Source organism: Bradyrhizobium betae (assembly GCF_004123905.1).
GTDB lineage: Bacteria > Pseudomonadota > Alphaproteobacteria > Rhizobiales > Xanthobacteraceae > Bradyrhizobium > Bradyrhizobium betae_A.
In genome coordinates, this window is the sequence record NZ_MZXW01000053.1 from 278,493 (window position 1) to 302,590 (window position 24,098).

Annotated in this window: 20 protein-coding genes and 1 pseudogene; 13 read left to right on the forward strand and 8 right to left on the reverse strand. The window is 64.3% G+C overall.

The features are described 5' to 3' along the window. Window positions 1-3: 3 nt before the first annotated feature. From B5V03_RS36470 to B5V03_RS36480, 3 genes are all read left to right on the forward strand, one after another. Complete coding sequence (locus B5V03_RS36470) at window positions 4-816, forward strand: ABC transporter permease (RefSeq protein ID WP_129275237.1); 813 nt, start codon at window positions 4-6, stop codon at window positions 814-816. A 95-nt stretch (window positions 817-911) separates the two neighbouring features. Continuing rightward, window positions 912-1,895, forward strand: a complete 984-nt coding sequence (locus B5V03_RS36475; RefSeq protein ID WP_245502454.1) for a TRAP transporter substrate-binding protein — start codon at window positions 912-914, stop codon at window positions 1,893-1,895. Between the two features lie 16 nt (window positions 1,896-1,911). After that, the gene (locus tag B5V03_RS36480) at window positions 1,912-3,939 is read left to right on the forward strand and encodes a methyl-accepting chemotaxis protein (RefSeq protein WP_129275238.1); all 2,028 of its coding nucleotides are present in this window, start codon (window positions 1,912-1,914) and stop codon (window positions 3,937-3,939) included. A 56-nt stretch (window positions 3,940-3,995) separates the two neighbouring features. Here the strand turns inward: B5V03_RS36480 and B5V03_RS36485 are convergent, their stop codons facing one another. From B5V03_RS36485 to B5V03_RS36505, 5 genes are all read right to left on the reverse strand, one after another. Further along, window positions 3,996-4,988 (reverse strand): hypothetical protein, encoded by a 993-nt coding sequence (locus B5V03_RS36485; RefSeq protein WP_129275239.1) that lies wholly within the window; start codon window positions 4,986-4,988, stop codon window positions 3,996-3,998. A gap of 113 nt (window positions 4,989-5,101) precedes the next feature. Then, window positions 5,102-5,968, reverse strand: a complete 867-nt coding sequence (locus tag B5V03_RS36490) for a carbohydrate ABC transporter permease (protein WP_129275240.1) — start codon at window positions 5,966-5,968, stop codon at window positions 5,102-5,104. Next, the gene (locus B5V03_RS36495; protein ID WP_129275241.1) at window positions 5,965-6,837 is read right to left on the reverse strand and encodes a carbohydrate ABC transporter permease; all 873 of its coding nucleotides are present in this window, start codon (window positions 6,835-6,837) and stop codon (window positions 5,965-5,967) included. Before B5V03_RS36495 ends, B5V03_RS36490 begins: the two co-directional genes overlap by 4 nt. Before the next feature lie 95 nt (window positions 6,838-6,932). Further along, complete coding sequence (locus B5V03_RS36500; RefSeq protein WP_129275242.1) at window positions 6,933-8,318, reverse strand: ABC transporter substrate-binding protein; 1,386 nt, start codon at window positions 8,316-8,318, stop codon at window positions 6,933-6,935. A gap of 388 nt (window positions 8,319-8,706) precedes the next feature. Beyond that, window positions 8,707-9,687: a LysR family transcriptional regulator gene (locus tag B5V03_RS36505; RefSeq protein WP_129275243.1), complete on the reverse strand. Its 981-nt coding sequence runs from the start codon at window positions 9,685-9,687 to the stop codon at window positions 8,707-8,709. Window positions 9,688-9,804: 117 nt separating this feature from the next. On the opposite strand from B5V03_RS36505, the gene B5V03_RS36510 reads away from it, so the two are divergent. Together B5V03_RS36510 and dctA are read left to right on the forward strand one after the other, a co-directional pair. Continuing rightward, window positions 9,805-10,878: a 4-oxalomesaconate tautomerase gene (locus B5V03_RS36510; RefSeq protein ID WP_129275244.1), complete on the forward strand. Its 1,074-nt coding sequence runs from the start codon at window positions 9,805-9,807 to the stop codon at window positions 10,876-10,878. Between the two features lie 70 nt (window positions 10,879-10,948). Continuing rightward, on the forward strand, window positions 10,949-12,334 hold the full coding sequence (gene dctA, locus B5V03_RS36515; RefSeq protein ID WP_129275505.1) for a C4-dicarboxylate transporter DctA: 1,386 nt from the start codon (window positions 10,949-10,951) through the stop codon (window positions 12,332-12,334). 98 nt (window positions 12,335-12,432) lie between these two features. Here the strand turns inward: dctA and B5V03_RS36520 are convergent, their stop codons facing one another. Further along, the gene (locus B5V03_RS36520) at window positions 12,433-14,370 is read right to left on the reverse strand and encodes an AsmA family protein (RefSeq protein WP_164988518.1); all 1,938 of its coding nucleotides are present in this window, start codon (window positions 14,368-14,370) and stop codon (window positions 12,433-12,435) included. Between the two features lie 300 nt (window positions 14,371-14,670). On the opposite strand from B5V03_RS36520, the gene B5V03_RS36525 reads away from it, so the two are divergent. From B5V03_RS36525 to hemN, 4 genes are all read left to right on the forward strand, one after another. After that, window positions 14,671-15,378, forward strand: a complete 708-nt coding sequence (locus tag B5V03_RS36525; RefSeq protein WP_129275246.1) for a CoA transferase subunit A — start codon at window positions 14,671-14,673, stop codon at window positions 15,376-15,378. Window positions 15,379-15,393: 15 nt separating this feature from the next. Then, complete coding sequence (locus tag B5V03_RS36530; RefSeq protein WP_129275247.1) at window positions 15,394-16,044, forward strand: CoA transferase subunit B; 651 nt, start codon at window positions 15,394-15,396, stop codon at window positions 16,042-16,044. Window positions 16,045-16,067: 23 nt separating this feature from the next. Further along, window positions 16,068-16,703 carry a GNAT family N-acetyltransferase gene (locus B5V03_RS36535; protein WP_129275248.1) on the forward strand — a complete coding sequence of 212 codons (636 nt, stop codon included), beginning with the start codon at window positions 16,068-16,070 and terminating at the stop codon, window positions 16,701-16,703. A 292-nt stretch (window positions 16,704-16,995) separates the two neighbouring features. Next, entirely contained in the window at window positions 16,996-18,348 is a 1,353-nt protein-coding gene (gene hemN, locus B5V03_RS36540; protein WP_129275249.1) for an oxygen-independent coproporphyrinogen III oxidase, read from the forward strand. Window positions 18,349-18,387: 39 nt separating this feature from the next. Here the strand turns inward: hemN and B5V03_RS36545 are convergent. After that, window positions 18,388-18,570, reverse strand: a pseudogene (locus B5V03_RS36545) (cyclic nucleotide-binding domain-containing protein); the annotation flags it as partial. Window positions 18,571-18,649: 79 nt separating this feature from the next. On the opposite strand from B5V03_RS36545, the gene B5V03_RS36550 reads away from it, so the two are divergent. Then, window positions 18,650-19,861 (forward strand): NnrS family protein, encoded by a 1,212-nt coding sequence (locus B5V03_RS36550; protein WP_129275250.1) that lies wholly within the window; start codon window positions 18,650-18,652, stop codon window positions 19,859-19,861. A 104-nt stretch (window positions 19,862-19,965) separates the two neighbouring features. Continuing rightward, window positions 19,966-20,283 (forward strand): antibiotic biosynthesis monooxygenase family protein, encoded by a 318-nt coding sequence (locus tag B5V03_RS36555; protein ID WP_129275251.1) that lies wholly within the window; start codon window positions 19,966-19,968, stop codon window positions 20,281-20,283. A gap of 14 nt (window positions 20,284-20,297) precedes the next feature. Here B5V03_RS36555 and B5V03_RS36560 read toward each other — a convergent pair whose 3' ends face one another. Continuing rightward, window positions 20,298-21,335 (reverse strand): AraC family transcriptional regulator, encoded by a 1,038-nt coding sequence (locus B5V03_RS36560; RefSeq protein WP_129275252.1) that lies wholly within the window; start codon window positions 21,333-21,335, stop codon window positions 20,298-20,300. 200 nt (window positions 21,336-21,535) lie between these two features. Here B5V03_RS36560 and B5V03_RS36565 point away from each other — a divergent pair, with 200 nt between their 5' ends. Continuing rightward, window positions 21,536-22,156, forward strand: coding sequence for a response regulator transcription factor (locus B5V03_RS36565; protein ID WP_129275253.1), 621 nt, complete (start codon window positions 21,536-21,538; stop codon window positions 22,154-22,156). Window positions 22,157-22,326: 170 nt separating this feature from the next. After that, complete coding sequence (locus tag B5V03_RS36570) at window positions 22,327-24,006, forward strand: mucoidy inhibitor MuiA family protein (protein ID WP_129275254.1); 1,680 nt, start codon at window positions 22,327-22,329, stop codon at window positions 24,004-24,006. The last annotated feature ends 92 nt before the right edge of the window (window positions 24,007-24,098 follow it).

The following is a 24,098-nucleotide window of genomic DNA, read 5'->3' on the forward strand; positions in this document are numbered from 1 at the left end:
GCGATGCGCAAGGTCTCCCGCCTGTCCCGTTTCAACATCGCCTCGCTCGCGCTGGGGCTGGCGTTCCTTTATTTGCCGATCCTCATCCTCGTCATCTATTCCTTCAACGCCTCGCGGCTGGTGACGGTGTGGGGTGGCTGGTCGCTGCGCTGGTATCGCGAGCTCTTCAATGACCGCGCCATGATCGAGGCGGCCTGGATGAGTTTGCGCGTCGCGGTCTCCTCCGCGACTATCGCGACGCTGCTCGGGACGCTCGCGGCCGTCGCGCTGTCGCGCGGCGAGTCCTTTCGAGGCCGCACATTATTCTCCGGCATGCTCTATGCGCCGCTCGTCATGCCGGAGGTGATCACGGGATTGTCGCTGCTGCTGCTGTTCGTGGCGTTGAATGCCGAGCGCGGCTTCTGGACGGTGACGATCGCGCACACCACGCTGACGATGTGTTTTGTTGCGGTGGTGGTGCAGTCCCGCCTCGGCTCGCTCGACCGCTCGCTGGAGGAGGCGGCGATGGACCTCGGCTGCAACCCGGCACGCGCGTTCGTCGCTGTCACGCTGCCGCTGATCGCGCCCGCGATCGTCGCCGGCTGGATGCTGGCCTTCACGCTGTCCTTGGACGATCTCGTGATCGCGAGTTTCACAACCGGCCCGGGCTCCGCGACGCTGCCGATCCGGATCTATTCGGAGGTGCGGCTCGGCGTGAAGCCCGAGATCAACGCGATCTGCACGCTGGTGATTGCCTTGATTGCGGTGGTCATCGTGATCGCCTCGCTTGCCTCGAAACTGTCGAGCTCACAGGGCGAGAGCGCGGCGCCGCTGTAGCTGAACTCTCGTGCGGTGCCTGAGCACCGCCCATCTTGGTTAACAATTCATATAGCTTATCTCGTTATCGTCGCCTCGCTTGGGGAAGAGGGGCGATGAAGCGGCTTTACATTGGTGTGGCCAGCACGGTTCTGGCGTTGCTCTGTTTCGCAGTTCGGCCGTCGGCTGGCGCGACGCAGATGGTGTCGCTGCTGTACAACGGTTCGCCGCAATCGCCGCAGCAGATCGGCTCCGACGAATTTCGCCGCAAGCTCGGCGAGCTCGCACAGGGGCGAATCATCCTCGATGCACGCGCCGGCAACGCGCTGGGCAGCGAGACGGCGATCCTTGCCGCCATGCGCAGTGGCGTGGTCGACATGGCGACGCTATCGGGATCGGTCGTCAGCTCCGCCGTGCCGGAGTTCGGCGTATTCGACGTGCCGTTCCTGTTCCGTGATGCGGCGCAGGCCAAGGCGGTCGCAGATGGGCCGGTCGGCGCGCTGTTCGCCAAGCACTTTGCTGACAAGGGGCTCGTGTTGCTCGCGATCGGCAAGCAGGGCTTTCGCAACGTCACCAATTCAAAGCGGCCGATTCATTCTCCCGCGGACCTCAAGGGCCTGAAGATCCGCGTGCTGCCGAACGATGTCTATCAGATGACCTTCAAGGCGCTGGGCGCCGAGGTCGTGCCGATGGAGTTCACGCTGGTGTATTCGGCGCTGAAGGATGGCCGCATCGACGGGCAGGAGAACCCGGTCATGACGATCGCCACCAGCCATCTCGAGGAAGTGCAGAAATATGCCAGCCTGACCGGGCATTTCTTCGCGCCGATCGCCTTCGTTGCCAATCGCGACGTGTTCCAGGCTCTGAAGCCGGCCGACCAAGCCGCCATCATCGCCGCGGCCAAGGCCGGTGCGGAGGCGACCTGGCAGAGTGGCGTCGCGGAGGAGACAAAGAAGATCGAGGAGCTGCGCAAGGCCGGCATGGAGATCATCGAGAAGGTCGATCGCCAACCCTTCATCGATGCCGTGAAGCCCCTGGAGCCCGAATTCGAAAAACGCTTCGGCAAGGATCTGCTCGCCCGGATTCGGGCCACGCCGTAATGGTGCGGGAAACATCATGAACCTGTCATTGCTCCTGTCGCGCATCGGCATCCGCCCGCGCATCTTCGGCGGCTTCGCGCTGGTCCTGGGTTTCCTCTGCGTGCTGGCGCTGCTTGCCGTCATGCGGCTGTCCGAGATCGGCGGCACTGTCGGCGAGCTCGTCACCAGCGCCGATGGCGATGCCGGCATGGCGAGGGTGCATGCCGCGCTGCTCTCGTCGAATGTCACCGTCGAGAGATTCATCCGCACGCGCAATCTCGGCGACCGAGACAGCGCCATGAAGGCGATCGACGGCTTTGGCCAGACCTTTGACCAAGTCGATCAGCAATTCGCCCGCCTGCCGGCGATTGCCGCCGGCCGGAGCGCTCTGGTCGATGCGCTTGGCACATATCGAAAATCCTTCACGGCGGTTGCTGCCGCGGTCGATCGCCTGCGCAGCGCGAGCACAAAGGGCGAGGCGCTCGGCGCCTCGGCAGGACTCGATGTCGGCGCGATCAATGTGGCGCTTGCGAACCAGCCTGACCGTCTGCTCCAGCCGCTGCGTCTGGCCGGCACGGTGGATGCGATGCGCGTCTCGATGCTGCGCTTCACCATTACCCAGGCCCAGGTCGACGCCGACGATGCCGGGATGACGATCGGCTATGCGCTGGCCGCGGTGGCCGACAGCGAGGCGGAGATCGCCGATGTCGACGCGCCGCGATTGAAGAGCCTGATCGCGGCCCTGAAAAAGGTGCTTGCCGATCAATCGGCGACGCTGACGGAGCTGTCTGCCGCGATGAGCGAACTGCGCAAGGCGCAGGCCGATCTCGTCAAGTCCAGCAGCGCGATCGACGCCAAGGCGGCCGAGATCAGCCGGGCGCTCGGCGCGATGCGCACCGAGCAGAGCCGGCTGACGGCCGGGTCGGTCGATCAGACCCGCAATCTCGTCTTCACCGTGGCCGCGCTCGCGCTTGTTCTGGGTGCCCTGCTGGCCTGGCTGATCGGACGTAGCGTGTCGCGCCCGATCGGTCAGATGACCTTGCGCATGCAGAGCCTTGCGGCGGGCGAACTCGACGAGGCGATCCCGGGCGGCGAGCGCGGTGACGAAATTGGCCGTATCGCCGGTGCCGTCGAGGTGTTCCGTCAGAATGCACAGACCGTCCGGCGCATGGAGCAGGAATCTGCCGCGCAGCGTGCCGCGGCGGAGACCGTACGTGCGTCGATGATGGCTCAGCTCGCCGACCGCTTCGATCGCGGCATGGAGGGCGTCATTGGCGGCGTCTCGAGCCGTGCCGAGGAGATGGGCCAGAGCGCCGGAAGTCTCGCCCGTGTCGCCGAGCGCGGTCGCTCGCTGGCCGAGCAGGTCGCCGCGACATCGGCCCAGGCGTCCTCGAACGTGCAGACCGTCGCGGCCGCGACGCATCAGCTCGCCGCCTCGATCAAGGAGATTTCGAGTCAGGTCGCGCGCTCCGTATCGGTGTCGGATCAGGCCAAGGAAGAGGCCTCGCGTACCGAGACGTTGATGCGCGCGCTGTCGGATTCGGCCGAGCGGATCGGCACCGTGGTCCAGCTGATCCAGGCGATCGCGAGCCAGACCAACCTTCTGGCGCTCAATGCCACGATCGAATCGGCGCGGGCCGGCGACGCCGGCAAGGGCTTTGCCGTGGTCGCCAACGAAGTGAAGAGCCTTGCGACCCAGACCGGGCGTGCCACCGAAGAGATCGCAGGGCTTGTCGCCGAGATCCAGGGCTCGACCGGACAATCGGTCGCTGCGATCGGCCAGATCGGCAGAACCATCGCCGAGATGACGGAGATCGCGACGACGATTGCCTCAGCAGTCGAGGAGCAGGGTGCGGCAACCAGCGAGATCGCGCGCAACGTCGAGCAGGCCGCCAACGGCACAGCGGCCGTGACCGACCAGGTCGGCGACGTCCGCACCGTGGCCGGCGAGACCGATGCCGGCGCCGAAGCCGCACTCACGGCCGCCTCGGCGTTGCAGGATCAGGCACGCGCTCTCAAGACAGCTGTCGCGGAGTTTCTGCAGACTGTGCGCAAGGCGGCCTGAGGACCTTTGCGCGCTGCCACCCTTCGTCAGGCGCATCGCGGAGATCTGATTTCGGGTCACCGCGGCCGCGTCGTCCGTTGCGACGCCTTCGTGCCTGTCGACCGGACCCGCGTCGCGGAAGCCGCGACGGGACCGGCGCGCCGCGCGCGTACCGCGCCCTGCACGGCGGCGCCGAGCTGCCGCAGCGCAAGGCTGTCGAGCGGAAACTCGAGCAGGATGTGGATCAGGCTCAGCGCCAGCAGGAAGGTGAAGCCGAACGCATAGTCGTAGAAATAGAGCGCCGTGGAGGCGGCGCTGGCGGCGGCCATTGCCGCCAGCCGGGCTTTCGGCACTGCGGTCCAGCGGATCACGTCTGCTTTGATGAACCAGTTGAGGTAGTGATAGGTGTAGACGAAGGCGAGCAGGCTGGTCAGCCTGGTGTCGAGCACAAGGCCGGGCACGCCGAACAGCCGGCCCAGCGCCGGGCCGACATTGCCGAAATAGTCCTGCCCGACCCGGGCAAAGCTCGCGATCCGGATTTCCGCGGCCGGCGGCAGCAGCAGGATCGTGGCGATCGCGACGAGATAGAAGATCACCAGCGCAACCTGCACCCGGCTACCGGACCGGTGCGCGCCGAGCACCATGAAGACCAGCGTGAACAGCGAGACATGGATCAGCGTCGGAATCAGGATGCCGATCACGGCGAGCGAGGAGCCGCTCGAATACATGATCGCCGACAGTGCGATCGCTGCCATGAACAGCAGCATGCTCTCGACCGCCGAATGGGTCGCTGCCAGCATGGCGCAGACGATTAGCGCGCCCCACATCGCAAAGCCGAACCAGGAGGCATTGTCGATCAGGGCGGCGACCACGGCAACGATTGCGAGGACCACGGCAATCCCGCGGTGAGGCAGATAGTAGCTGCGGTCGTGCAGCCAGGAAATCTCGGTGAAGTAATGCGCCGGTCCCAGCACGACATAGGCCAGCAGCAACAGTTCGAACGGCACCCGATAGGCTGCTGCGAGAGCCAGCAGCATCAAGCCGAGATGGATTGCGTCGTTGCTGCGCATGATGCCGGGCCCCGCCTTGGGGCAAGGAGGTTAGAGCAGTCGTGGACAATCTTCAATTGTCCACGGTATTGCTCGAACGCCTTGTTTGCAGCGCCTCGATCCGTCCTGTTGCGTCAGGACTTCACCGCACCCGCCGTGAGCCCGCCCACCATGTAGCGGCGGAAGGCGTAGTAGACCGCGGCCGGCGGCAGCGCGTAGATGAAGCCGGTGGTCATCAACAGCTCCCACGGCGAATCGTCGGCGGCGAGGAAGTTGCCGAGCGCGACGGGCAGGGTGATCTCGCGGTCGTTCGACAGCAGCAGGAACGCGTAGAGATATTCGTTCCAGGCCAGCAGCACCGCATAGGTGCCGATCGCGACCAGCGAGGGCATCATCAGCGGCAGATAGACCAGGCGGAAGATCTGCAGCGTCGTCGCGCCGTCCATCACGGCTGCCTCATCCAGCTCGACCGGCAGCTTGTCGGAAGCCTGCTTGAGCACCCAGATCGCGTAGGGGCTCGCGATCGTCACCATCGCCAGGATCAGCGACCAATGATTGTTGAGCAGCCCGTAATTGCCCATGGTCCGGTACATCGGCACAGCGAGGAACGCCGCGGGGATGAAATAGGTGAAGAGCGCGAGGTTCAACACGGTGCGGCCGCCCGGCACCTTCAGCCGCGAGATCGAGAACGCCGCGGCGGTCGCGATGATCAGCGTCAGCACGCCGACGGCGGCCGCGATCACGAGCGAATTCCAGAACTGCGCGTAGAAGTCGCGGAGGAAGTAATGCTGCTGCTTGAACACGATCTCGAAGTTGTGCAGCGTCGGATGGTCCGGCCACAGCTTGCCCGAGAACGCGTCCTCCTTAGGAGAAATTGCGAACAGGAACATGTGATAGATCGGAATCATCGTCCACAGGAAGACGGGAATGCCGATCAGCAGCAACCGTGCCTCGGTCGCGACGTCGCGCCAGGAGAATTCGCTTACGCCGGGGAGCTTCATCGCGACAACCGTTTCATCATGAAGTAAACAAGCGGCAGGACGAACGGCATCGCGCAGACGATGGAAGCCATCGCGAGCGAGAGCTGGTCGAGCCGGAGATAGCGGATGCCGAGCGTCGCCAGCACGTGCGTCAGGTCGGCCGGCCCGCCGCCGGTGAGCAGATAGACGCTGTTGAAGTCGCCAAGCGTCCAGATCATCGAGAGCAGCGTGCAGGTGATGTAGAGCGTCTGCATCGACGGCCAGGTGATGAAGCGGAATTTCTGCCACCAGCTCGCGCCGTCGACCTCGGCGGCCTCGAACAGATCGTGCGGGATCGCAAGGCGCCCGGTGATCAGAATCAGCGTCCAGAACGGCAGCGACTTCCAGATGTGCACGCCGATCGCCATGGTCAGCGCCACGGTCGGGTCGTTCAGCCAGTTCGGGCCGTCATCGCCGGTGAAGGAGAAGATGAGGTGGTTGATCACGCCCCATTCGGGATTGAACATGAAGCGCACCGACAGAATGGTCGGGATCGACGGCACCGCCCAGGGCAGGATGAAGATCACCGAGAGCCATTTGATCCAGGTGCGCTGCTGGGCGAAGAAGCCCGACAGGAACAGCGCGATCAGCATCTTGATGTTGATGCCGATGACCAGGAAGATCAGCGTGTTGACCGCGGCGCGCGCAAAGATCGGATCGTTGTACAGCGCGACATAGTTCGACGGGGCCCGCGCCAGCCACAGCCCGTAGCAGACGGGATAGACGACAAAGGCGAGGAAAACCAGCAGATAGGGCGCGAGCAGCACGATGCCCCAGACCTGCGCCGGGGTCAGCCGCGACGACAAGGGTGGGGCGGGGATCGCCTGATCGCCAGAGAGCGTAATCGCCATTCTTTGGGACTCTTTGAAAGGACTTCCGGCCGCACGAGGCGGCCGGTATTAGCGTTTCAGCTCTCCCCGCGCCAGCGGGGAGAGGGAGAGAGAACTTAGCCTGCAACCTGCTTGATGCGGGCGATCAGCTCGTCGACGGCCTTGTCGACCGGGACCTTCTCGCTGACGACGCGGTTCATCGCCTTCGCCCACACGTTCTCGTTGTTGAGGATCGTGAACTTCCAGTTCTTGGTGAAGTCGAACGCCGCGGTGCCGCCGGTAAACTGGGCGTAGACCGCCTTGCGGTGCTTGTCGGCCTGCCAGAACGGGCTGGCCTGGCTTTCCTTGGTCACCGGGAACCAGCGGCCGAGCGCGCCCTCGATATAGGGGCGCACGTTCTCTTCCTGCAGCAGGAAGCTGATGAACTGCTTGGCCTCGGCCTTGTTCTTGGCCGCGGTGAACACCAGCCCGGTCTTGACGTCCGAGCGGTAGCGGATGGTTGAACCATCCGGCGCCTTCGGAAAGGACGCCGTGACGATGTCCTGCTCATAGGCCTTCTTGCCGGCGTCGCGCTGCTCCTGGGTGAGAGCCTGGTTCTGGGAGTCCTCGAACCACTTCGCCGCGATCGAGATCGTGAAGTTATGGGTCATCACGATGGTCTTGTTGTGGAAGGCGACGTTGTTGTCCGGATCCTTCCAGGTCGTGGAGGAGGGCGGGGTGCAGCCCTTGATATAGGTGTCGGTGTAGTCCTTCAGCGCGCTGATCAGGTTCTCGCGGACCTTGGGATCGTCGACCAGGAGCTTGCCGTCGTCATCGACCAGCTTGACGTGATAAGCGTCCATGAAGGTGTAGAACGACTGGAAGGCGTCGGTGGATTCCACGCCCATCGGCTGGCCGACACCGTAGATGCGCTGGCTGGTGGCTTTGCGGATCCCCGGCTGCACTTTGTCGCACCAGAACGTCCAGTAGCCCGCCCAATCGGTCGGGATGTCGGCGAGCTTGAAGCCGGCCTTCTCCAGCATGTCGTTCCAGATCTCGACATGCATGCTCTGTTGCTTCAGCGGGAAGCCGTAATAGGCCTTCTTCTTGGTGACATCGTTATAGAGGATCGAGGCGTCGAGCGTGTTCTGCACGAACCGGCCCTTGATCGGCTCCATGACGTCCGAGAGGTCCTCGAGCTTGCCCTCATAGGCCCACTTGCCCTGCGCCTGCACGTCATAGGAATCGGAATAGGCGACATCGGGCACGGTGCCGGCGTCGAGCGCTGCGACCGTCTTCGGAATCATGTCCTGGATCGCATACTGCGACAATTCGACCTTGATGCCGGTCTTGGCTTCGAACTTCTTGATCGTGTCGAGCAATGCGTCGTCTTCGGAGCGGTAGAAGCCCTTGCCCCACCAGACCGTAATCGTCTTCTGCTGCGCAAATGCGGGTGCAGCGGCTGCAAACAGCCCGGCCGCAGCGACCGCCATTGATACTGCGCCAATAACCTTGGATTTCACGATTTTCTCCCTCAAGCCGCCGGTGTTTTAACCGGTCGGAAAAAACACTAGCGCATGGTGGTAGCGCAATCAACGCATCTTGTCAGACCTAGGTCGTGGGGGTGTCCGGCGAGCGGAGATGCTTAATGCGTGCATCGATCCAATCGCCGCATTAATTCGTGGCAATCAATTCGCTTCGTGCGTTCTGGCCCCGTCCGGGCGTCCGCTGGTCCACACACCTGCTCGGCGCCAGCAAAGACCTGCTTGCTTGTAGTATAAGCACGCAACGCAACCACCCGGCGCACAGTGCTCCGGCCGCGCCATCCGAAAATGCCTTTGAGAGCACGGCGGGCCTGATCCGGGGAACTCCAAACCGGAACGGTCTTGCGACCGCTACGCGGGCGAGCTATCAGCGTTTCCCCTTCAGGTTGACGGAAACGGCATTCGAGCTCGTCTCCGCGGATCGGGACCGCGGCTTGCCTTGCGCGTTCGCTTGGGAAGGAGAGCGCCAAGCCTCGAGGAGCATCTTCAGAAATTGGCTGGCATGAGGTGATAGTGTCGCCCCGTGCCTGCGCACGATTCCGATCGTCCGCGACACTTCAGGCTCGATCAACCGAATGGTGTGAATGATCGGATGACCGGCGGCAGGCGTCGCGAGCCTCGGCAGTACGGCGATCCCAAGTCCCTCTTCGACCAGGCCAAGCGATCCGGAGAGGTGAGCGACTTCATAGGACCAGTTCAGCTGCAGGCCGTGTTGCGCCAGCGCATTGTCGATCAACGCGCGATTGCCGCTGTTACGACCGACGGTGATGACTCGGTGCGGCGCAATCTCGGACCAACTTACCTGTTTGCGCGATGCCAACGGGTGGTCATGACGGCAGGCCAGGACGAAAGGGTCCTCGACCAGCTTCTCAAATTCAATTTCGGCATGCGAGGCACCGATGAAATTGATGCCGAAGTCGGCTTCTCCACGCGCGACCGCTTCCAATCCCTCATTGGCACCGATGTCCAGAATCCGGATGCGAATGCGCGGATACGCTTCGGCGAACCGGCCGATCGCACGCGGCAGGAAATAGAACACCGCCGTCGGCACCGCAGCCACCGAGACCAATCCTGAACTTCGCGCGCCGATGTCGTGGATGGCGAGCACCGAGGTCTCGAACTCGTCGATGAGGCGGCGCACCTTCGGCAGGAAGTCGCGGCCCGTCATGGTGAGATTGACGTGACGGGTCGACCGTTCGAGCAACGGCGCACCGAGGCTTTCTTCCAGCTTCTGAATGCGTCGGCTGAGCGCTGGCTGAGACAGGTTCAGCGCCTTGGCGGTCCGCACAAAGCTCCCCGTCTCCGCGACGGTGATGAACGCCTTGAGGTCGAGCAGTTCCGCATTCATGCGCAGGCTCCATTATACCACATTATGCATTAATACCTCAGATATTTGCATTTTACAAAATAGTTGCGACGAAGGATCGTCTGTTGAAGCGAAGATGTCGCCGAACGGAAGAGCTCCATGAACGATCAGATTGCGATTCCCTGTGTGGTCATGCGCGGAGGCACCTCCCGTGGGCCGTTTTTTCTGGCCAGCGATCTTCCGGCCGACCCCAGCTTGCGCGACGCGGTCCTGCTGTCCGTGATGGGAGGTGGGCACGACCTTGGAATCGATGGGATCGGCGGCGGCAATGCCGTGATCAACAAGGTCGCGATCATTGGACCGGGATCGGTGCCCGGCGCCGATGTTGATTACCTGTTTGCCCAGGTGCGGGTTCGTGAAGGGATCGTCGATACCTCGCCCAACTGCGGAAACATGCTGGCGGCCGTGGGGCCGTTCGCAATAGAAGCGGGCTTGGTCGCCGCCGTCGCAGATCGCACCCACGTGCGTATTCACAACGTCAACACTGGCAAGCTGATTGATGCGACGGTCGCTACCCCCGGCGGGCGGGTGACCTACGAGGGCGAAGCGCAGATAGACGGGGTACCCGGAACGGCCGCGCCTATTGAATTGTCGTTCCCCAATGCGGCCGGCGCACGCACCGGTCGCCTGCTACCCACAGGACGACCGGTCGACCACATCGAAGGGATCGATGTGACCTGCATCGACGCGGCCATGCCCGTCATGCTGGTCCGCGCGGCGGATCTGGGGTGGAGCGGCCGCGAGGCACCCTCGGACTTCGCCGACAGCTCTTTCCGCGCCCGTCTCGAAGGCTTGCGCATCGAGGCTGGATGCCGGATGGGCTTTCGGAATTCTGGGGCAATGGTGATTCCGAAACCGGTTCTGATTGCGTCCGCAGGCCTGGCGACGTTGAACACCCGGTACTTCATGCCGCACGACTGCCATAGCGCGCTGGCCGTGACCGGCGCTGTCGCGATCGCGACGGCCTGCGTCACGCCCGGAACGATCGCCGCAGAGATGGTCGGACCGCTGGCGCCGCCGGTGGCGATTACGCTCGCCCATCCCTCCGGCCAGCTCGTGGTTCGGCTGGAGCCTGGTCCGGTTGCCCGGGTGCAGCGGACCGCCCGCCGAATTTTCGAAGGCCACGTCTTCGCCCGCCGATCGCACGTGCCTCATTCGGTCCTGGCGGCCTGAAGCCGGACCGTTTTTGAAGCTTTCAAAAAAATCAGAGCCAAAAAAAATCAGACCCATGGGAGAAACGAGAATGCACATGCAAGCGCTGGTTGAGCCCGCGAACAGTGAGGCGCGAAAGCCATTCTACCGGATTCTCTACGTTCAGGTGCTGATCGGTCTCATCCTGGGTGTCCTCACGGGCCACCTCTGGCCTGAATTCGGTGCCGCGCTGAAGCCGTTCGGAGACGGCTTCGTCAAGCTGGTCAAGATGATGATCGCGCCGATCGTGTTCTGCACCATCGTCAGCGGCATCAACAGCCTCAGCGATTCCCGGGAAGTCGGCCGCACGCTGGTGAAATCCATGGCGCTGTTTTACCTGCTGACCGTGCTCGCACTGGTGGCTGGGCTGATCGCTGTATCGCTGATCCAGCCGGGCGTCGGCATGCATGTTTCCGTCAGTACGCTGGATCCGTCGGTGGCCGCGAAATTCACCAAGCAGGCAGGCGTGACCGGATTCGCGGACTTCGTGCTTCACATCATCCCGCATTCATTCTTCGGGGCGTTTGCCGATGGTGAAGTGCTGCCGGTGCTGCTGCTCTCCATCCTGATCGCCTTTGGCCTCAGCCGTGCCGGCGATGGGGGTGCTGTGGTGACAAAGGCGGTCGCCTCGTTCTCACAGGTGCTGTTTGTGTCCTTCGGCTTCATCATGAAACTCGCTCCGCTCGGCGCGTTTGGAGCTATGGCGTTCACGGTGGGCCGCTACGGCGTCCGTTCGATTGGCTCGCTCGGACTGCTGATCCTGACATTCTATATCGCCTGCTCCGTCTTCGTGGTTGTCGTGCTTGGTACGCTGGCGCGGCTGAACGGCTTCAGTCTGTGGAAGACCATCCGCTACTTCAAGGAAGAACTGCTAATCGTGCTCGGCACGTCATCGTCGGAGCCGGCACTGCCTGGCGCGCTGCGCAAACTGGAGCAGCTCGGATGCCGGAAAGGCGTGTCGGGGCTTGTATTGCCGATGGGCTACTCTTTCAACTTGGACGGAAGCGCCATTTATCTCACCTTGGCTTCCATCTTCATCGCGCAGGCCTGCGACATTCACCTGTCATGGGGGCAGATTGCGGCGATGCTCGGTCTGATGCTGCTGACGTCCAAAGGGGCGGCTGGTGTCACCGGCAGCGGCTTCGTCGCGCTTGTCGCGACCCTCTCCGTTATGCCGGATTTGCCCGTGACCGGCGTGGCGCTGCTTGTCGGCATCGACCGCTTCATGTCGGAGGCGCGGGCGCTGACCAGCATGATCAGCAACTGTGTCGCAGCCATAACGGTTTCGCTGTGGGAGGACGCCTGTGACCGCGAGGTATTGGCCCGTGAACTGGGACAGAGCGGCACTCGCGAAGTCGCGACCGGCACGAAGATCGAGCCCGCAACAGCGGTGCGGGAGGACAAGAGCTGGATTTCGACGACGCAATCGGCCGCTTGACGTCGCGCTTGGATGAAAATCGGTCGCGGTATTGGGTTTGGCAAGCCGAGCCCGTGGCGCGCAGGCAGGCAATCCTAAAGAGAACGACGCCGACCGCTCTAGTTGGACTTGGCGTTGTCCTTGGCGTTTTCCTTGGCGTTCTCGGCCGTCGGCGAGTCTGCCGGCGCGGGGCGCTTGACGCCGGTGATCTTCTCGATGACCGATCGCACCGTGTCGCCAGTCTTGTCGTCCTTCTGCGGCTTGAGCAGCTGCGCACCGAAAGGCGAGCGGCGGATCAGGACTTCCGAATCCGGGAAGATCAGGGGATCGTCCCAGGGGCCCTGTACGACGAAGGGCAATTCGAAGCCGGACGTCGTGTTGAGGCTCGCCACCCCCTTCATGTCGTATTCTCGCGTCGGCACGGAGGCGGTGCCGGTCAGCGTGATCTTCGTAGCCGGCCCTTCGATGCGAATGTCCTCGGCAGTGGCAACGCCGTCGGAGAATTTCACTGCGATGGTGAGGTTGTTGAAGGGGGTCGAGCCGTTGCGGAAATTGCCGCCGCCCGACAGCGGCCGCCGCTCCAGCCGCTTCAGCAACTGCTCGGCGTTGAAGCCCGCGATCGCGCCGTCATGCCCCGTGACGTTCGCGCTGCCGTCGAGCGACTGCACGAGGCCGAACGGGCTCGAGCCGGAAGCGAACAGGGAGACGTTGATGTTGCCGCGGCCGGACAGCTTGCTGAGGCCGAACAGTTCGGAGGCGCAGGCCTGGAGGTCGACATCGGTGAACTGGAATTGCGCCTTGATGTCGGCGACGGTGTCGGAGCGCGCGATGCCGAACGAGCCCTTGGCGATGCCGCCATAGACCTGGGCTTCGCCCACGGAAAGCGCCAGCGCGCCGTTGCGCAAATTGGCGCCGATCGCGGTGCGGCCGAGCCTGGTCGGCCCGACCGTCAGCTTTGCTGCCGACAGGCGCATGTCGAGGTCGGTGGTTGAGAGGCCGTTGAGATCGAACAGCTGCCTGTTCCAGTCGCGCGCACCGCTCGCGAGCAGGCGGAAGGTCGAGATATAGGGCGTGAAATCGAGCGCGTCGGCGGCAAGCGTCGCCTGCAGCGTCTGCCGGCCGTTATTGGCGTAGGTCATGACGCCCTCGGCGGTATTGCCGTCGAGCTCGACATTGACGTTGGTGAGCGCGATCGAGGCGCCGACCACGTTGGCGCGCGCCTTCAGCGCGAACCGGCCGAAGCCGCCGCTGCCGGGTTGCGGCTGGCCAGTCCAGCGCAGCGCGTTGCGCAAGGATGGGCTGTCGATGGTGAGCGTGCCCTCCATCATCGGGCTGGTCCGGTTGGCGACGCTGCCGTCGAAGGCAAGCTTGAGCGGGGGACTGGCGATCCGCGCCTTCAGGCCGGAACGGTCGCCGGAGAGGGCGGCGACGAAGTCGGCAAAGCTGATCGCGCCGTCGACGCGCTCGCCGCGCCAGTCGAATTGTCCGGTCGCGGCGAAGGAGCGCGAGATCGAGGGCCAGGCCAGCGACAGATCGATGTCCTCGAACTTCTCGGTGGCATGCGTGGCGGCGTCCTCGTAATTGAGCACGCCGTCCTGGATCCTGATCTCGGAGAACGACACCTGGTTGTCGGCCCCGGGCTTCATCGTGCGCGCGATGGTCTGGATGAAGGGCGTCCAGTTGCTCTCGCCGTCCGGCTTCAGGCTGACATGGATGCGCGGCCGCAGCAGCGTCAGGTCGGCGATCTCGAAGCGCTGGAGCAGCAGCGGCAGCAGCCGCAGATTGGCGGTGAGTACGTCGACATGCAGCGCGGGGTCGCTGGTGCCGCCGCCCTTCAGGCCGACGTCATGGAACGAGATGTAGCTCGCCGGCAGCAGCGAGATGTCGATGTTGCCTGCGACATTGAGCTCGAGCCCGGTGACGTCGCGGATCTGGGCCTCGACCGCCTTGCGCAGCGCGTCGCGGTTGACGAGCCATGAGGTCGCGATCAGGGCGATCAGCACGACGCCGAGCAGAGCCGCGATCGGCGTCCCGAGGCGCTTTATTCCTTGGGCCATGGTCAATGGCATGTCCTGATCGGGTTGGTCGTTGGAGCCAGAAGGGCGGGCCGGAAAACCTGCGCGCCCCCGCGCCCAGGATCCTGTCCAAGTCCTGTTATGTTAAGTGCCGCAACTTGATGGGTTTTCTTGTCGCTTTCAAGGCCACGGGCGGTTCTGCCCACCGCGTGGGCAGCTTCTACCACCGCCCCGTGCAGCGGAGAACCCCGTATCATTGACGGCCTCGGACGATTTCGCCTAATAATCGCCGCCAATAAGGCGCGACGCCTGCAAGCCGAAGGTTCAGTCGAGGTTTTTTGCATGAACAAGGTCTATCCCGACGCCAAGTCGGCGCTCGAGGGCGTTCTCAAAGACAACATGATGATCATGTCGGGCGGCTTCGGCCTCTGCGGCATTGCCGAGGCGCTGTCCGACGCGATCCGCGAGTCCGGCGTCAAGGGCCTGACGGTGGTCTCCAACAATGCCGGCGTCGACGGCATCGGCCTCAGCCGCCTGCTCGAAACCCGCCAGATCAAGAAGATGATCTCGTCCTATGTCGGCGAGAACAAGCTGTTCGCCCAGCAATTCCTCGCCGGCGAGCTGGAGCTCGAATTCAACCCGCAGGGCACGCTGGCCGAGCGCATCCGCGCCGGCGGCGCCGGTATCCCGGCCTTCTACACCAAGACCGGCGTCGGCACGCTGATCGCCGAAGGCAAGGAAGTGAAGGAGTTCGACGGCGAGAAGTATCTGATGGAGCGCGGCCTGTTCGCCGATCTCGCCATCGTGCACGCCTGGAAGGGCGACACCGCCGGCAACCTGATCTACCGCAAGACCGCGCGCAACTTTAACCCGATGATGGCGACCGCAGCCAAAATCACGGTGGCCGAGGTCGAGCATCTGGTTCCGGCCGGTGAACTCAATCCCGACCACATCCACACGCCCGGCATTTTCGTGAAGCGCATCGTCGAGGTCGGCTCGGCCAAGAAGCGCATCGAATTCCGCAACACCCGCCCGCGCACCGCCGCTTAAGATCAGGAGAGCCACATGGCCTGGACCCGTGAACAGATGGCTGCGCGCGCCGCGAAGGAATTGCGTGACGGCTACTACGTCAATCTCGGCATCGGCATCCCGACGCTGGTCTCGAACTTCATCCCCGATGGCGTCGACGTCAGCCTCCAGAGCGAGAACGGCATGCTCGGCATGGGCCCGTTCCCCTATGAGGGCGAGGAAGACGCCGACCTCATCAACGCCGGCAAGCAGACCGTGAGCGAGCTGCCGTCGACCTCGTATTTCTCCAGCGCGGATTCGTTCGGCATGATCCGCGGCGGTCACATGGACCTGTCGATCCTCGGCGCCATGCAGGTGGCCCAGAATGGCGATCTCGCCAACTGGATGATCCCCGGCAAGATGGTCAAGGGCATGGGGGGCGCGATGGATCTCGTCGCCGGCGTCAAGCGCGTCGTCGTGGTGATGGAGCATTCGGCCAAGGACGGCTCGAAGCTGCTCAAGAAGTGCAATTTGCCGCTGACCGGCGAGCGCGTGGTCGACATGGTCGTCACGGATCTCGCTGTCTTCACCATCGACAAGCACGGCGACGGCGGCATGGCCCTGATCGAGCTCGCCGACGGCGTTTCGCTCGACGAGGTCAAGGCCAAGACCGAAGCCGAATTCCGCGTCGCGCTGAAGAACACGTAAGGTCGCAGCAAAAAGGGGCGCGCATGACGATACGGTCTGCGCGTCCCGACGACGCTCATTTCATCGCACAAACCATCCTGTCAGCGCAGCGCGGCCACCGGCCGCGCGGCTGGTTCGACGTCGCGCTCGGCTGGCCCGAGGCGGAGTGCCGCGAATTCATCGCGCGCATCGCGGTCGCGCGCGCGGTGTCGATGTGGCACGTCTCGCAATTCCTGGTCGCCGAGATCGATGCCAGGCCTGCTGCCGCACTATGCGCGCTGCCGGCGGCCGGCACGGGGCCTGCGGCCTGGCACGCGGTCGAGGAAGTCGCCGCCGAGGCGGGGCTTGCAGCGCTTGAGCTCGAAGCCATCCGGCGGCGCGGCACCTACACGCGTGCCTGCTGGGTCCAGGGCGGCGAGGGCGACTGGATGATCGAGCATGTCGCGACGGATCCCGCCTATGGTGGCCGCGGCCTCGTGCAGGCACTGATCGCGCACGCGCTGGAGAAGGGGCGGGAGGCTGGATTTGCCCGTGCGACGGTCTCGTTCCTGATCGGCAACACGCCCGCCGAGCGCGCCTATGCCAAGGCCGGCTTTGCGTTCGCGGGAGAGAAACGCGATCCCGCTTTCGAGGCGATCATCGGCGCGCCGGGCTTCCGCATGTTCGCGCGGACGATGTGATGTTACCGCGCAGGCGGTGACAGTTGAGAGTCGCGCCCGCTCCCATCTCGTCATTGCGAGGAGCCCTTGCGACGAAGCAATCCAGACTGTTGAAAGATTCTGGATTGCTCCGCTTCGTCGCAATGACGGGGTCTGAGGCGCCGCCGTCGTTCTTCAACATTGACGCCATCATCGGCCAGATCCGGCGCCCGGACTTTGAGCGAGCGCAAGGTCGCTGGTCCGAAAACGGGTAGTCCAATGCCATCCGGAATTTGCCGCGTCGCGCCGCGGCATGAATACGAATGGGTAAGATATGAGGACTGACCTCGCAGCGAGCTACGGCGAAGAACGCCTGCCGCGCTACACGAGCTATCCGACCGCGCCGCACTTTTCGCCGGCGATCGGCGCCGATTCCTACGCAAAGTGGTTGTCCGAGCTTCCCTCCGGCGCCAGCGCGTCACTGTATCTGCACGTGCCGTTCTGCCGCGAGATGTGCTGGTATTGCGGCTGTCATACCCAGATCGTCCGCCGCGACGAATTGATCGCGGCCTATCAGCGGACGCTGCGCAGCGAGATCGCGCAGGTCGCAAAAACCATCGGCCGCCGCATCAAGGTCGAGCACATCCATTTCGGCGGCGGCACGCCGACGATCATGGCGCCGGAGGCCTTTGCCGAATTGATGGCAGAGATGCGCCACGCATTCTTCGTGCTGCCATCGGCCGAGATCGCGGTCGAGATCGACCCGAGGACGCTCACGGCCGATATGGTCGAGGCCATGCGGCTCTCAGGCGTCAACCGCGCCAGCCTCGGCGTGCAGAGCTTTGACCCGATCGTGCAGCGCGCGATCAACCGCGTGCAGAGTTTTGAGCAGACGGCGTCCGTCGTCGGCATGCTCCAGCGCGCCGGCGTCAACGGCATCAACTTCGATCTCATCTATGGACTGCCGCACCAGACCGTCGCGTCCTGCCTGGCCACCGTGCGGCGCTCGCTTGAGCTCGGGCCCGACCGCTTCTCGGTGTTCGGCTATGCGCATGTGCCCGCTTTCAAGAAGCACCAGCGCATGATCGATGAGAAGCACCTGCCGGATGGCCTCGCGCGGCACGATCAGGCCTGCGCGATCGCCGATGCGCTGAAGGAGGCTGGCTACGTTCAGATCGGGCTCGATCATTTCGCGCGTCCCGACGACGCCATGGCCGTAGCCTTCGAGGACCGGACGCTGCGCCGTAATTTCCAGGGCTACACCACCGACAGAGGTGAGGTGCTGCTCGGCTTTGGTGCGAGCGCGATCGGACATCTGCCGCAGGGCTATGTCCAGAACGAGGTGCAGATCGGGGCCTATGCGCAGAGCATCGCCGCCGGCGGCCTGGCCATCGTGAAGGGTTATGGGCTCACCGACGACGACCGGCTGCGCGCCGACATCATCGAGCGCATCATGTGCGAGTTCAGCGCCGATCTCGGCGACATCTGTGCGCGCCACGGCGCAGAGGCCGAGACGATGTTGCAATCGGCGTCGCGCCTGAAGCCGCTGATCTCGGACGGCGTCGTGAAGCTTGACGGCGACCGGCTCGCGGTCGCGACCGACGCGCGCTTCCTGGTTCGCAGCGTTGCGGCCGCATTCGATGCGCATCTGGATCCGGGGAAGCAATTGCACAGCCGTGCGGTGTAGTTTTCACCTCTGCTCGCCTGCGGGGAGAGGCATAGGCCGCCAGGCCGAAATTGGCCAGATCAGCACGACGCTGTCTTCGACCGCCATCGCGGTCGCCGGATAATGCGCAGCGCCAATCGCCATCGCGAGGCCAAAGGTTTCGCCGGGCGCGACATAGCGCAACACGATCTGCTCGCCGGTCGGCGTGGTCTTGGCCGCGCGGACATGGCCGTGCAGCAGCAGATGTTTGCGATAGCGCAAAACGGGCCGGCCGGACGGCAGTATTTTCCAGACAACAGTCCGAATTCACAGGAGTTGCCCCATGGCTGGCACCCGAACCCGCAATTTTGAAGGCTGGCCGCTGTTTGCGAACAGCTTTCGGCCCTTTTTCCTGCTCGCCGCTATCCAGGCGGGGCTGTCGATCCTAGTCTGGTTGCCGATGTTCTATGGCGAATTGTCGGTGACATCGGCCTTCGCGCCACGCGACTGGCACGTCCACGAGATGCTTTATGGCTTCCTGCCGGCCGTCATCACCGGATTCCTGTTCACGGCGATCCCGAACTGGACCGGGCGGCTGCCGATCCAGGGGACCTCGCTGGGGGCGCTGCTGGTGGTCTGGCTCGCCGGGCGCGCCGCAGTGACGCTGTCCGCCGAGATCGGTTGGGCGTTTGCGCTGGTCGTCGATGCCGCCTTCCTGGCGCTGGTCGTCGCGGCCGCCACGCGCGAGATCATCGCGGGCGGTAACTGGCGCAACCTACCCGTCGTGGTGCTCGTACTGGTGCTGCTCGCGGGCAATGTCGGCTTCCATCTCGAAGCGCATTACGAAGGCGCGGCCGATGTCGGCATCCGCGTCGGCGTCAGTGTGGTTGTGGTGATGATCTCGCTGATCGGCGGCCGCATCATCCCGAGCTTCACCCGCAACTGGCTGGTCAAGTTCAATCCCGGCCGCCTGCCGGTGCCGTTCGGGCGCTTCGACGGCGCGGTGATCGGATTGAGCGCGCTGGCGCTGATCGCATGGATCGTGGCGCCGCTGAACACGATCACCGGTGCGGTGATGGCGCTTGTCGGCGCGCTGCATCTGGTCCGGCTGGCGCGCTGGGCCGGTGACCGCACCATGCGCGAGCGGCTGCTCGTGATCCTTCACATCGGCTACACCTTCGTGCCATCAGGCTTCCTGCTGAACGCCTTGGCCGGCTTCGGCGTGCTGCCGCCGAGTGCGGGCATTCACGCCTGGATGACGGGGGCTGCCGGAATCATGACGCTCGCGGTGATGACGCGCGCAAGCCTCGGCCATACCGGACAGGCGCTGACGGCCTCACCGGCGACCCAAGGCATCTATGTCGCAATCATCGTCGCGGCGCTGGCACGGGTCGCGGCCGTGGTGTTGCCGGCCCATAGCGATGCGCTGCTGCACATCGCGGCCTGCGGCTGGATCGTCGCGTTCCTCGGGTTTGCGGTCGCATTCGGCCCGCTGCTCGCCGGCAGACCCCGGCGCGCACTCGCGATCATCGGCGTGCCGGTCCCGGCACGCTAAAATTTTCTCCGGCGTAACAAGCGCCGCCATCGATCCGAAACTATCATTCGAGGTGCGCCTGCTGCTAGCCTGGCGTGGAAACACGATTGAGGAATGGATCGAAAATGATCGGCGAAGTCGTTGTGATCGGAGGCCTGAATTTGCGGGATGGCGTCTCGCTCGAGGAGTATGACCGGCTGGGCGAGCGCATGTACAATATTGTCAGCAGCCTTCCAGGCTTTCTGTCGGTCAAGTCGTTCAAGGCCGACGATGGCGAGGAGCTGACCGTGTTTCGCTTTGCGTCGGAGGCGGCACTCGAAGCCTGGCGGACTCATCCGGAGCACGTCGAGACCATGAAACGGGGGCATGCCGAATTCTATGCGAGCGGCTTCCTGCAAATCTGCAAGGTCATCCGCGAAGTCGGCCCCTTTGAGCACGCCTGATCTACGGATCGCGCCTAAGCCGCGCTGGCCGACGGCACGCCGCGGGCCCTCGCCAGCGGCCGCACGCCCTTGCGCCATGCGCTGATGCTGCAGCCGAAGCGGCCCCTGAACCAGCGGGCCATCGCGCTTTGCGCGGAGAAGCCGAGCTGCGCGGCGATATCTGACAGCGGCCGGTCGGGATCGTCGATCAACTGGATCACGAGATCGGCGCGCTGTGCGTCGAGAATGGCCGAGAAGCTGGTGCCGGCCTCGGCCAAATGCCGGTGGATGGTACGGCGGGTGCAGGCGAGATGCTCGGCGACGCGCTCGACCGTGCAGTCGCCGGTGGCGAGCAGGCTGCGCACGACCTCGTCGACCTTCCCCTCCCAGCTCGCCGGCCGGGTCTCGATCGCCTCGATCCGCTTGCGCAGATAGCTCGCGATCAGCGGGTGCGCGCTCGGGATCCGGCGCTCCATGTCATGCGCCGACAGCAGGATCGCATCGTCCTCGGCGTTGAACGTCACGCGGCAGCCGAAGAAGTCGCGATAGCGCTTGCGGTCGTGCGGCGGCGGATAATGCAGACGCACCTCCAGCGGCCGCCAATCGCTGCCGAACAGCGACTGGATGATGCGGTGGATGCTGCCCAGCGCCATGTCGATCGACTGCCGCGGCGCGGTGGGCTGCCGGCCGCGTAGATGCAGCGTGATGGTCACCGTCTGCTTGCTGCGGGAGACGTCGAGCTTCATGCCGTCGTGATGGATGTGAATGAATCGCGAGAACGCGTCGATCGCTTCGCCGACGGTTGCCTGTTCGCGCACGATCAGGCCGACCGCGCCGAAATTGGTCAGCCCGCCGTGCTCGGCGAGCCGCAAGCCGAAATCTTCGGCACCGGACGCCTCTGCTGACAATTCGAGCAGCCGACGCAGGCCAGAGACCGCAATGGGCGTATCCGGCTTGTCGAGGACGGTCAGCGGCAGCCTGACCTTGCGCATCATCTGTCTGGGGTCGAGCCCGACCGACCGGGCGACCTCCGGGTAACAACTCAAGCCTGCGCTGCGAATGAGGTCGGTCATGTGACCTGTTCCCGTCAATCATTCCGGCAGATGTCCCCAAATGTAAAGTTTCTGTCCCGATCCGTCAAATCCGGGAACAGCGTGGAACATACATAAGGAAGACCGAAGCACAGGCGTGAATGCCGTGCTCATGGACGGCGGGCGCGATGGAGCCCCGGCCGTCTCCTTTCATTTGACCAAGACATTGCTGGATCGGGATTATGCCGGGGAACATGCTTTCCAAGGGTGAGGTGTTCGTCATTGAAACTGACGCCGCCTCCCGCGAACAACTTTCAAGCGCGCTCCAACAGAGCGCCTATGACATGATCTGCTTCGCCGATGGCGCTTCGCTGTTGTCGGAAGCCAAGGCGCGGATGCCGGCCTGCGTGCTGCTGGAGATGCCGCCGGATCGCTCCGCCCTCGACGTGCTCAGGCGGTTGCGCGAGGACAATTGCATGGCGCCGGTCCTGGTGACGTCGGCGAACGGCAGCATCGCCATGGCGGTCGACGCGATCAAGAGCGGCGCGGCCGACTTCATCGAAAAGCCGTTCCGCACCCGCGACATCGTCGACCGGATCGATGCCGCCATCGACGAGGTCGCGCAGCCCGGCGCGAGCCGGCAGCGCTGGCTGCCCGGCTGTGAACCCCTGACGGGGCGCGAAGGCGACGTGCTCGAGCATCTTGCTGCCGGCTTGACCAACAAGGAGATCGCCCGGCGCATGCATCTCAGTGCGCGGACGGTCGAGGGCTACCGTGCCGGCATTTTGAAGAAGGCCGGCGCCAAGAACGTGACAGATCTGCTCCGCCGCATCTTCGGTCAGGGTTCGCCTACCCAAATGTAACGTTCAGCCGCGGGACGACGACACGTTCCGCGGCCATGGCGTCGCCGCAGCGGCGCCCCACGGAAACCCCAATCGAACCAGTTCCTTCCCTGCCGCGTCCAACCATGTTGGCGAGGCATTTGATCGCGCGTCCGGCTGGCGGCGTAGCGATATCGGCAGGAGGGACTTTTATGCGCATCACCGCAAGATGTTTAGCAACGACGAGCCTGGTCCTGGTGACCGCGGCATTCGCGTCACCGTCATGGGCCGCCGATGTGGATGCCACATCGGCCATCGACACCGTCACGGTTTACCCTGACGGCGCCACTGTCACCCGTGTCATTGCACTGGACCTTGCCTCAGGCGACAGCACGCTGGTCGCCAGGGATTTTCCGCTCTCGCTCGATCCGTCCTCCCTTCGGGTCGAAGGCGAGGCGGGCGCAAAACTCACCATCGGCACGATCGACGCGCGGCCGCCACGTGCCGCGCCGCCCGTCAACCTGCCCGAGCTCGACAAGCGCATCGAGGCGCTCAAGGATCAGCGCGCCGATCTGCAAGGCGCGATCGACTCGGCCACTGCGCGGCGCAAATTCGCGCAGCACTTTGCCGAAGCCTCTCCCGCCGGCCTTGGCGAAAAGGGTGAGGCGAGGCCGATCACCGAATGGCGCACGGCCTTTGCCGCGGTCGCCGAGGAGATCGCGACCGCCGACACCGCGATCCGCGATGCCGCGCGAAAGCAGCGCGAGATCGACCGCCAGATCGCGCAACTCGAAGCCGAGCGCTCGGCCAAGCCGCCGAGCAAGCTCGAGGTCCGGATCGACGTTGCCTCGGCCGCCGCGACCAAGGCGACGCTGCGGGTGACCTATGCCGTGCGCAATGCGCGCTGGCTGCCGCTCTATGACGCCCGGCTCGACACCGGCGCCAAGGATCGCAAGCCGCAGGTCGAATTGGTCCGCCGCGCCGAGGTCACGCAATCGACCGGCGAGGATTGGTCGAATGTCACGCTCGGCGTCTCCACGGTGCGCATCGGCCGCGGCGGCAGTGCGCCGGAGCTGAATTCATTGATCGCGCAATATTTGCAAGTGCCGAAGCCGCGGGCATTCGGGTCCGCCTCCGATACGGCGATGCCGGCTGCGGCGCCGATGCTGCGAAAGATGGAAGCCGCCGCCTCCGCTAGTAGATCCGGGGAAGATCTTGCGGAACGCGCCGACGAGCAGCAGGCGGTCGCCGAGATCGGCGATTTCCAGGCCACCTTCAGGATTCCCGGCCGCGTCAGCCTCGGTGCCGCCGAGGGTGCCAAGAGCCTGCTCATTTCCTCCATGACGGTGACGCCTGACCTCGCCATCCGCGCCGTCCCGGTCGTGGATCCCACCGCTTACCTCGAGGCGTCGTTCAAGCTCGCCGAGGATACCAATCTGCTGCCCGGCAAGGTCGCGATCTTCCGCGACGGCACGTTCGTCGGCCGCAGCAAATTCTCGACTGCCGCGCGGAACGACGCGATCCGGCTCGGCTTCGGCGCCGACGACAAGATCAAGATCGAGCGCACCGTCATCAGGCAGAACGAAGGCACGGCCGGCGTGATCGTGTCCTCCAAGACCGACGCGCGTTCGTTCCGCACCGTCGTTCGCAACGGTCACGACTTCCCGATCCGCATCGCGATCGAGGATCAACTTCCGGTCAGCGAAAACGAGGAGATTGGCGTCGAGATGCAGTCCTCGACCACACCGCCCACGACCACGAATCTGCGCGACAAGCGCGGCGTGCTGGAATGGGCGTTCGACGCAAAACCCGGAGAGATCAAGGAGATCAAGTTCGCCTGGCGCATCCGCTGGCCCAAGGACAAGAGCGTGGTGATCGTGCCGGCGGGTTAGTTTGTCAAGAAGGAGGTGCGCTCCCTCTCCCGCTTGCGGGAGAGGGAGGGGTGAGGGTTCTTTCCTCTGGGGGATTGTCCCGTTGCGGAGAC

Coding starts and splice junctions, on each gene's coding strand:
- B5V03_RS36470 (WP_129275237.1), top strand. CDS start 4: ATGCGCAAGGTCTCCCGCCTGTCCCGTTTCAACATCGCCTCGCTCGCG.
- B5V03_RS36475 (WP_245502454.1), top strand. CDS start 912: ATGAAGCGGCTTTACATTGGTGTGGCCAGCACGGTTCTGGCGTTGCTC.
- B5V03_RS36480 (WP_129275238.1), top strand. CDS start 1,912: ATGAACCTGTCATTGCTCCTGTCGCGCATCGGCATCCGCCCGCGCATC.
- B5V03_RS36485 (WP_129275239.1), bottom strand. CDS start 4,988: ATGCGCAGCAACGACGCAATCCATCTCGGCTTGATGCTGCTGGCTCTC.
- B5V03_RS36490 (WP_129275240.1), bottom strand. CDS start 5,968: ATGAAGCTCCCCGGCGTAAGCGAATTCTCCTGGCGCGACGTCGCGACC.
- B5V03_RS36495 (WP_129275241.1), bottom strand. CDS start 6,837: ATGGCGATTACGCTCTCTGGCGATCAGGCGATCCCCGCCCCACCCTTG.
- B5V03_RS36505 (WP_129275243.1), bottom strand. CDS start 9,687: ATGAATGCGGAACTGCTCGACCTCAAGGCGTTCATCACCGTCGCGGAG.
- B5V03_RS36510 (WP_129275244.1), top strand. CDS start 9,805: ATGAACGATCAGATTGCGATTCCCTGTGTGGTCATGCGCGGAGGCACC.
- dctA (WP_129275505.1), top strand. CDS start 10,949: ATGCACATGCAAGCGCTGGTTGAGCCCGCGAACAGTGAGGCGCGAAAG.
- B5V03_RS36520 (WP_164988518.1), bottom strand. CDS start 14,370: ATGGCCCAAGGAATAAAGCGCCTCGGGACGCCGATCGCGGCTCTGCTC.
- B5V03_RS36525 (WP_129275246.1), top strand. CDS start 14,671: ATGAACAAGGTCTATCCCGACGCCAAGTCGGCGCTCGAGGGCGTTCTC.
- B5V03_RS36530 (WP_129275247.1), top strand. CDS start 15,394: ATGGCCTGGACCCGTGAACAGATGGCTGCGCGCGCCGCGAAGGAATTG.
- B5V03_RS36535 (WP_129275248.1), top strand. CDS start 16,068: ATGACGATACGGTCTGCGCGTCCCGACGACGCTCATTTCATCGCACAA.
- hemN (WP_129275249.1), top strand. CDS start 16,996: ATGAGGACTGACCTCGCAGCGAGCTACGGCGAAGAACGCCTGCCGCGC.
- B5V03_RS36550 (WP_129275250.1), top strand. CDS start 18,650: ATGGCTGGCACCCGAACCCGCAATTTTGAAGGCTGGCCGCTGTTTGCG.
- B5V03_RS36555 (WP_129275251.1), top strand. CDS start 19,966: ATGATCGGCGAAGTCGTTGTGATCGGAGGCCTGAATTTGCGGGATGGC.
- B5V03_RS36560 (WP_129275252.1), bottom strand. CDS start 21,335: ATGACCGACCTCATTCGCAGCGCAGGCTTGAGTTGTTACCCGGAGGTC.
- B5V03_RS36565 (WP_129275253.1), top strand. CDS start 21,536: ATGCCGGGGAACATGCTTTCCAAGGGTGAGGTGTTCGTCATTGAAACT.
- B5V03_RS36570 (WP_129275254.1), top strand. CDS start 22,327: ATGCGCATCACCGCAAGATGTTTAGCAACGACGAGCCTGGTCCTGGTG.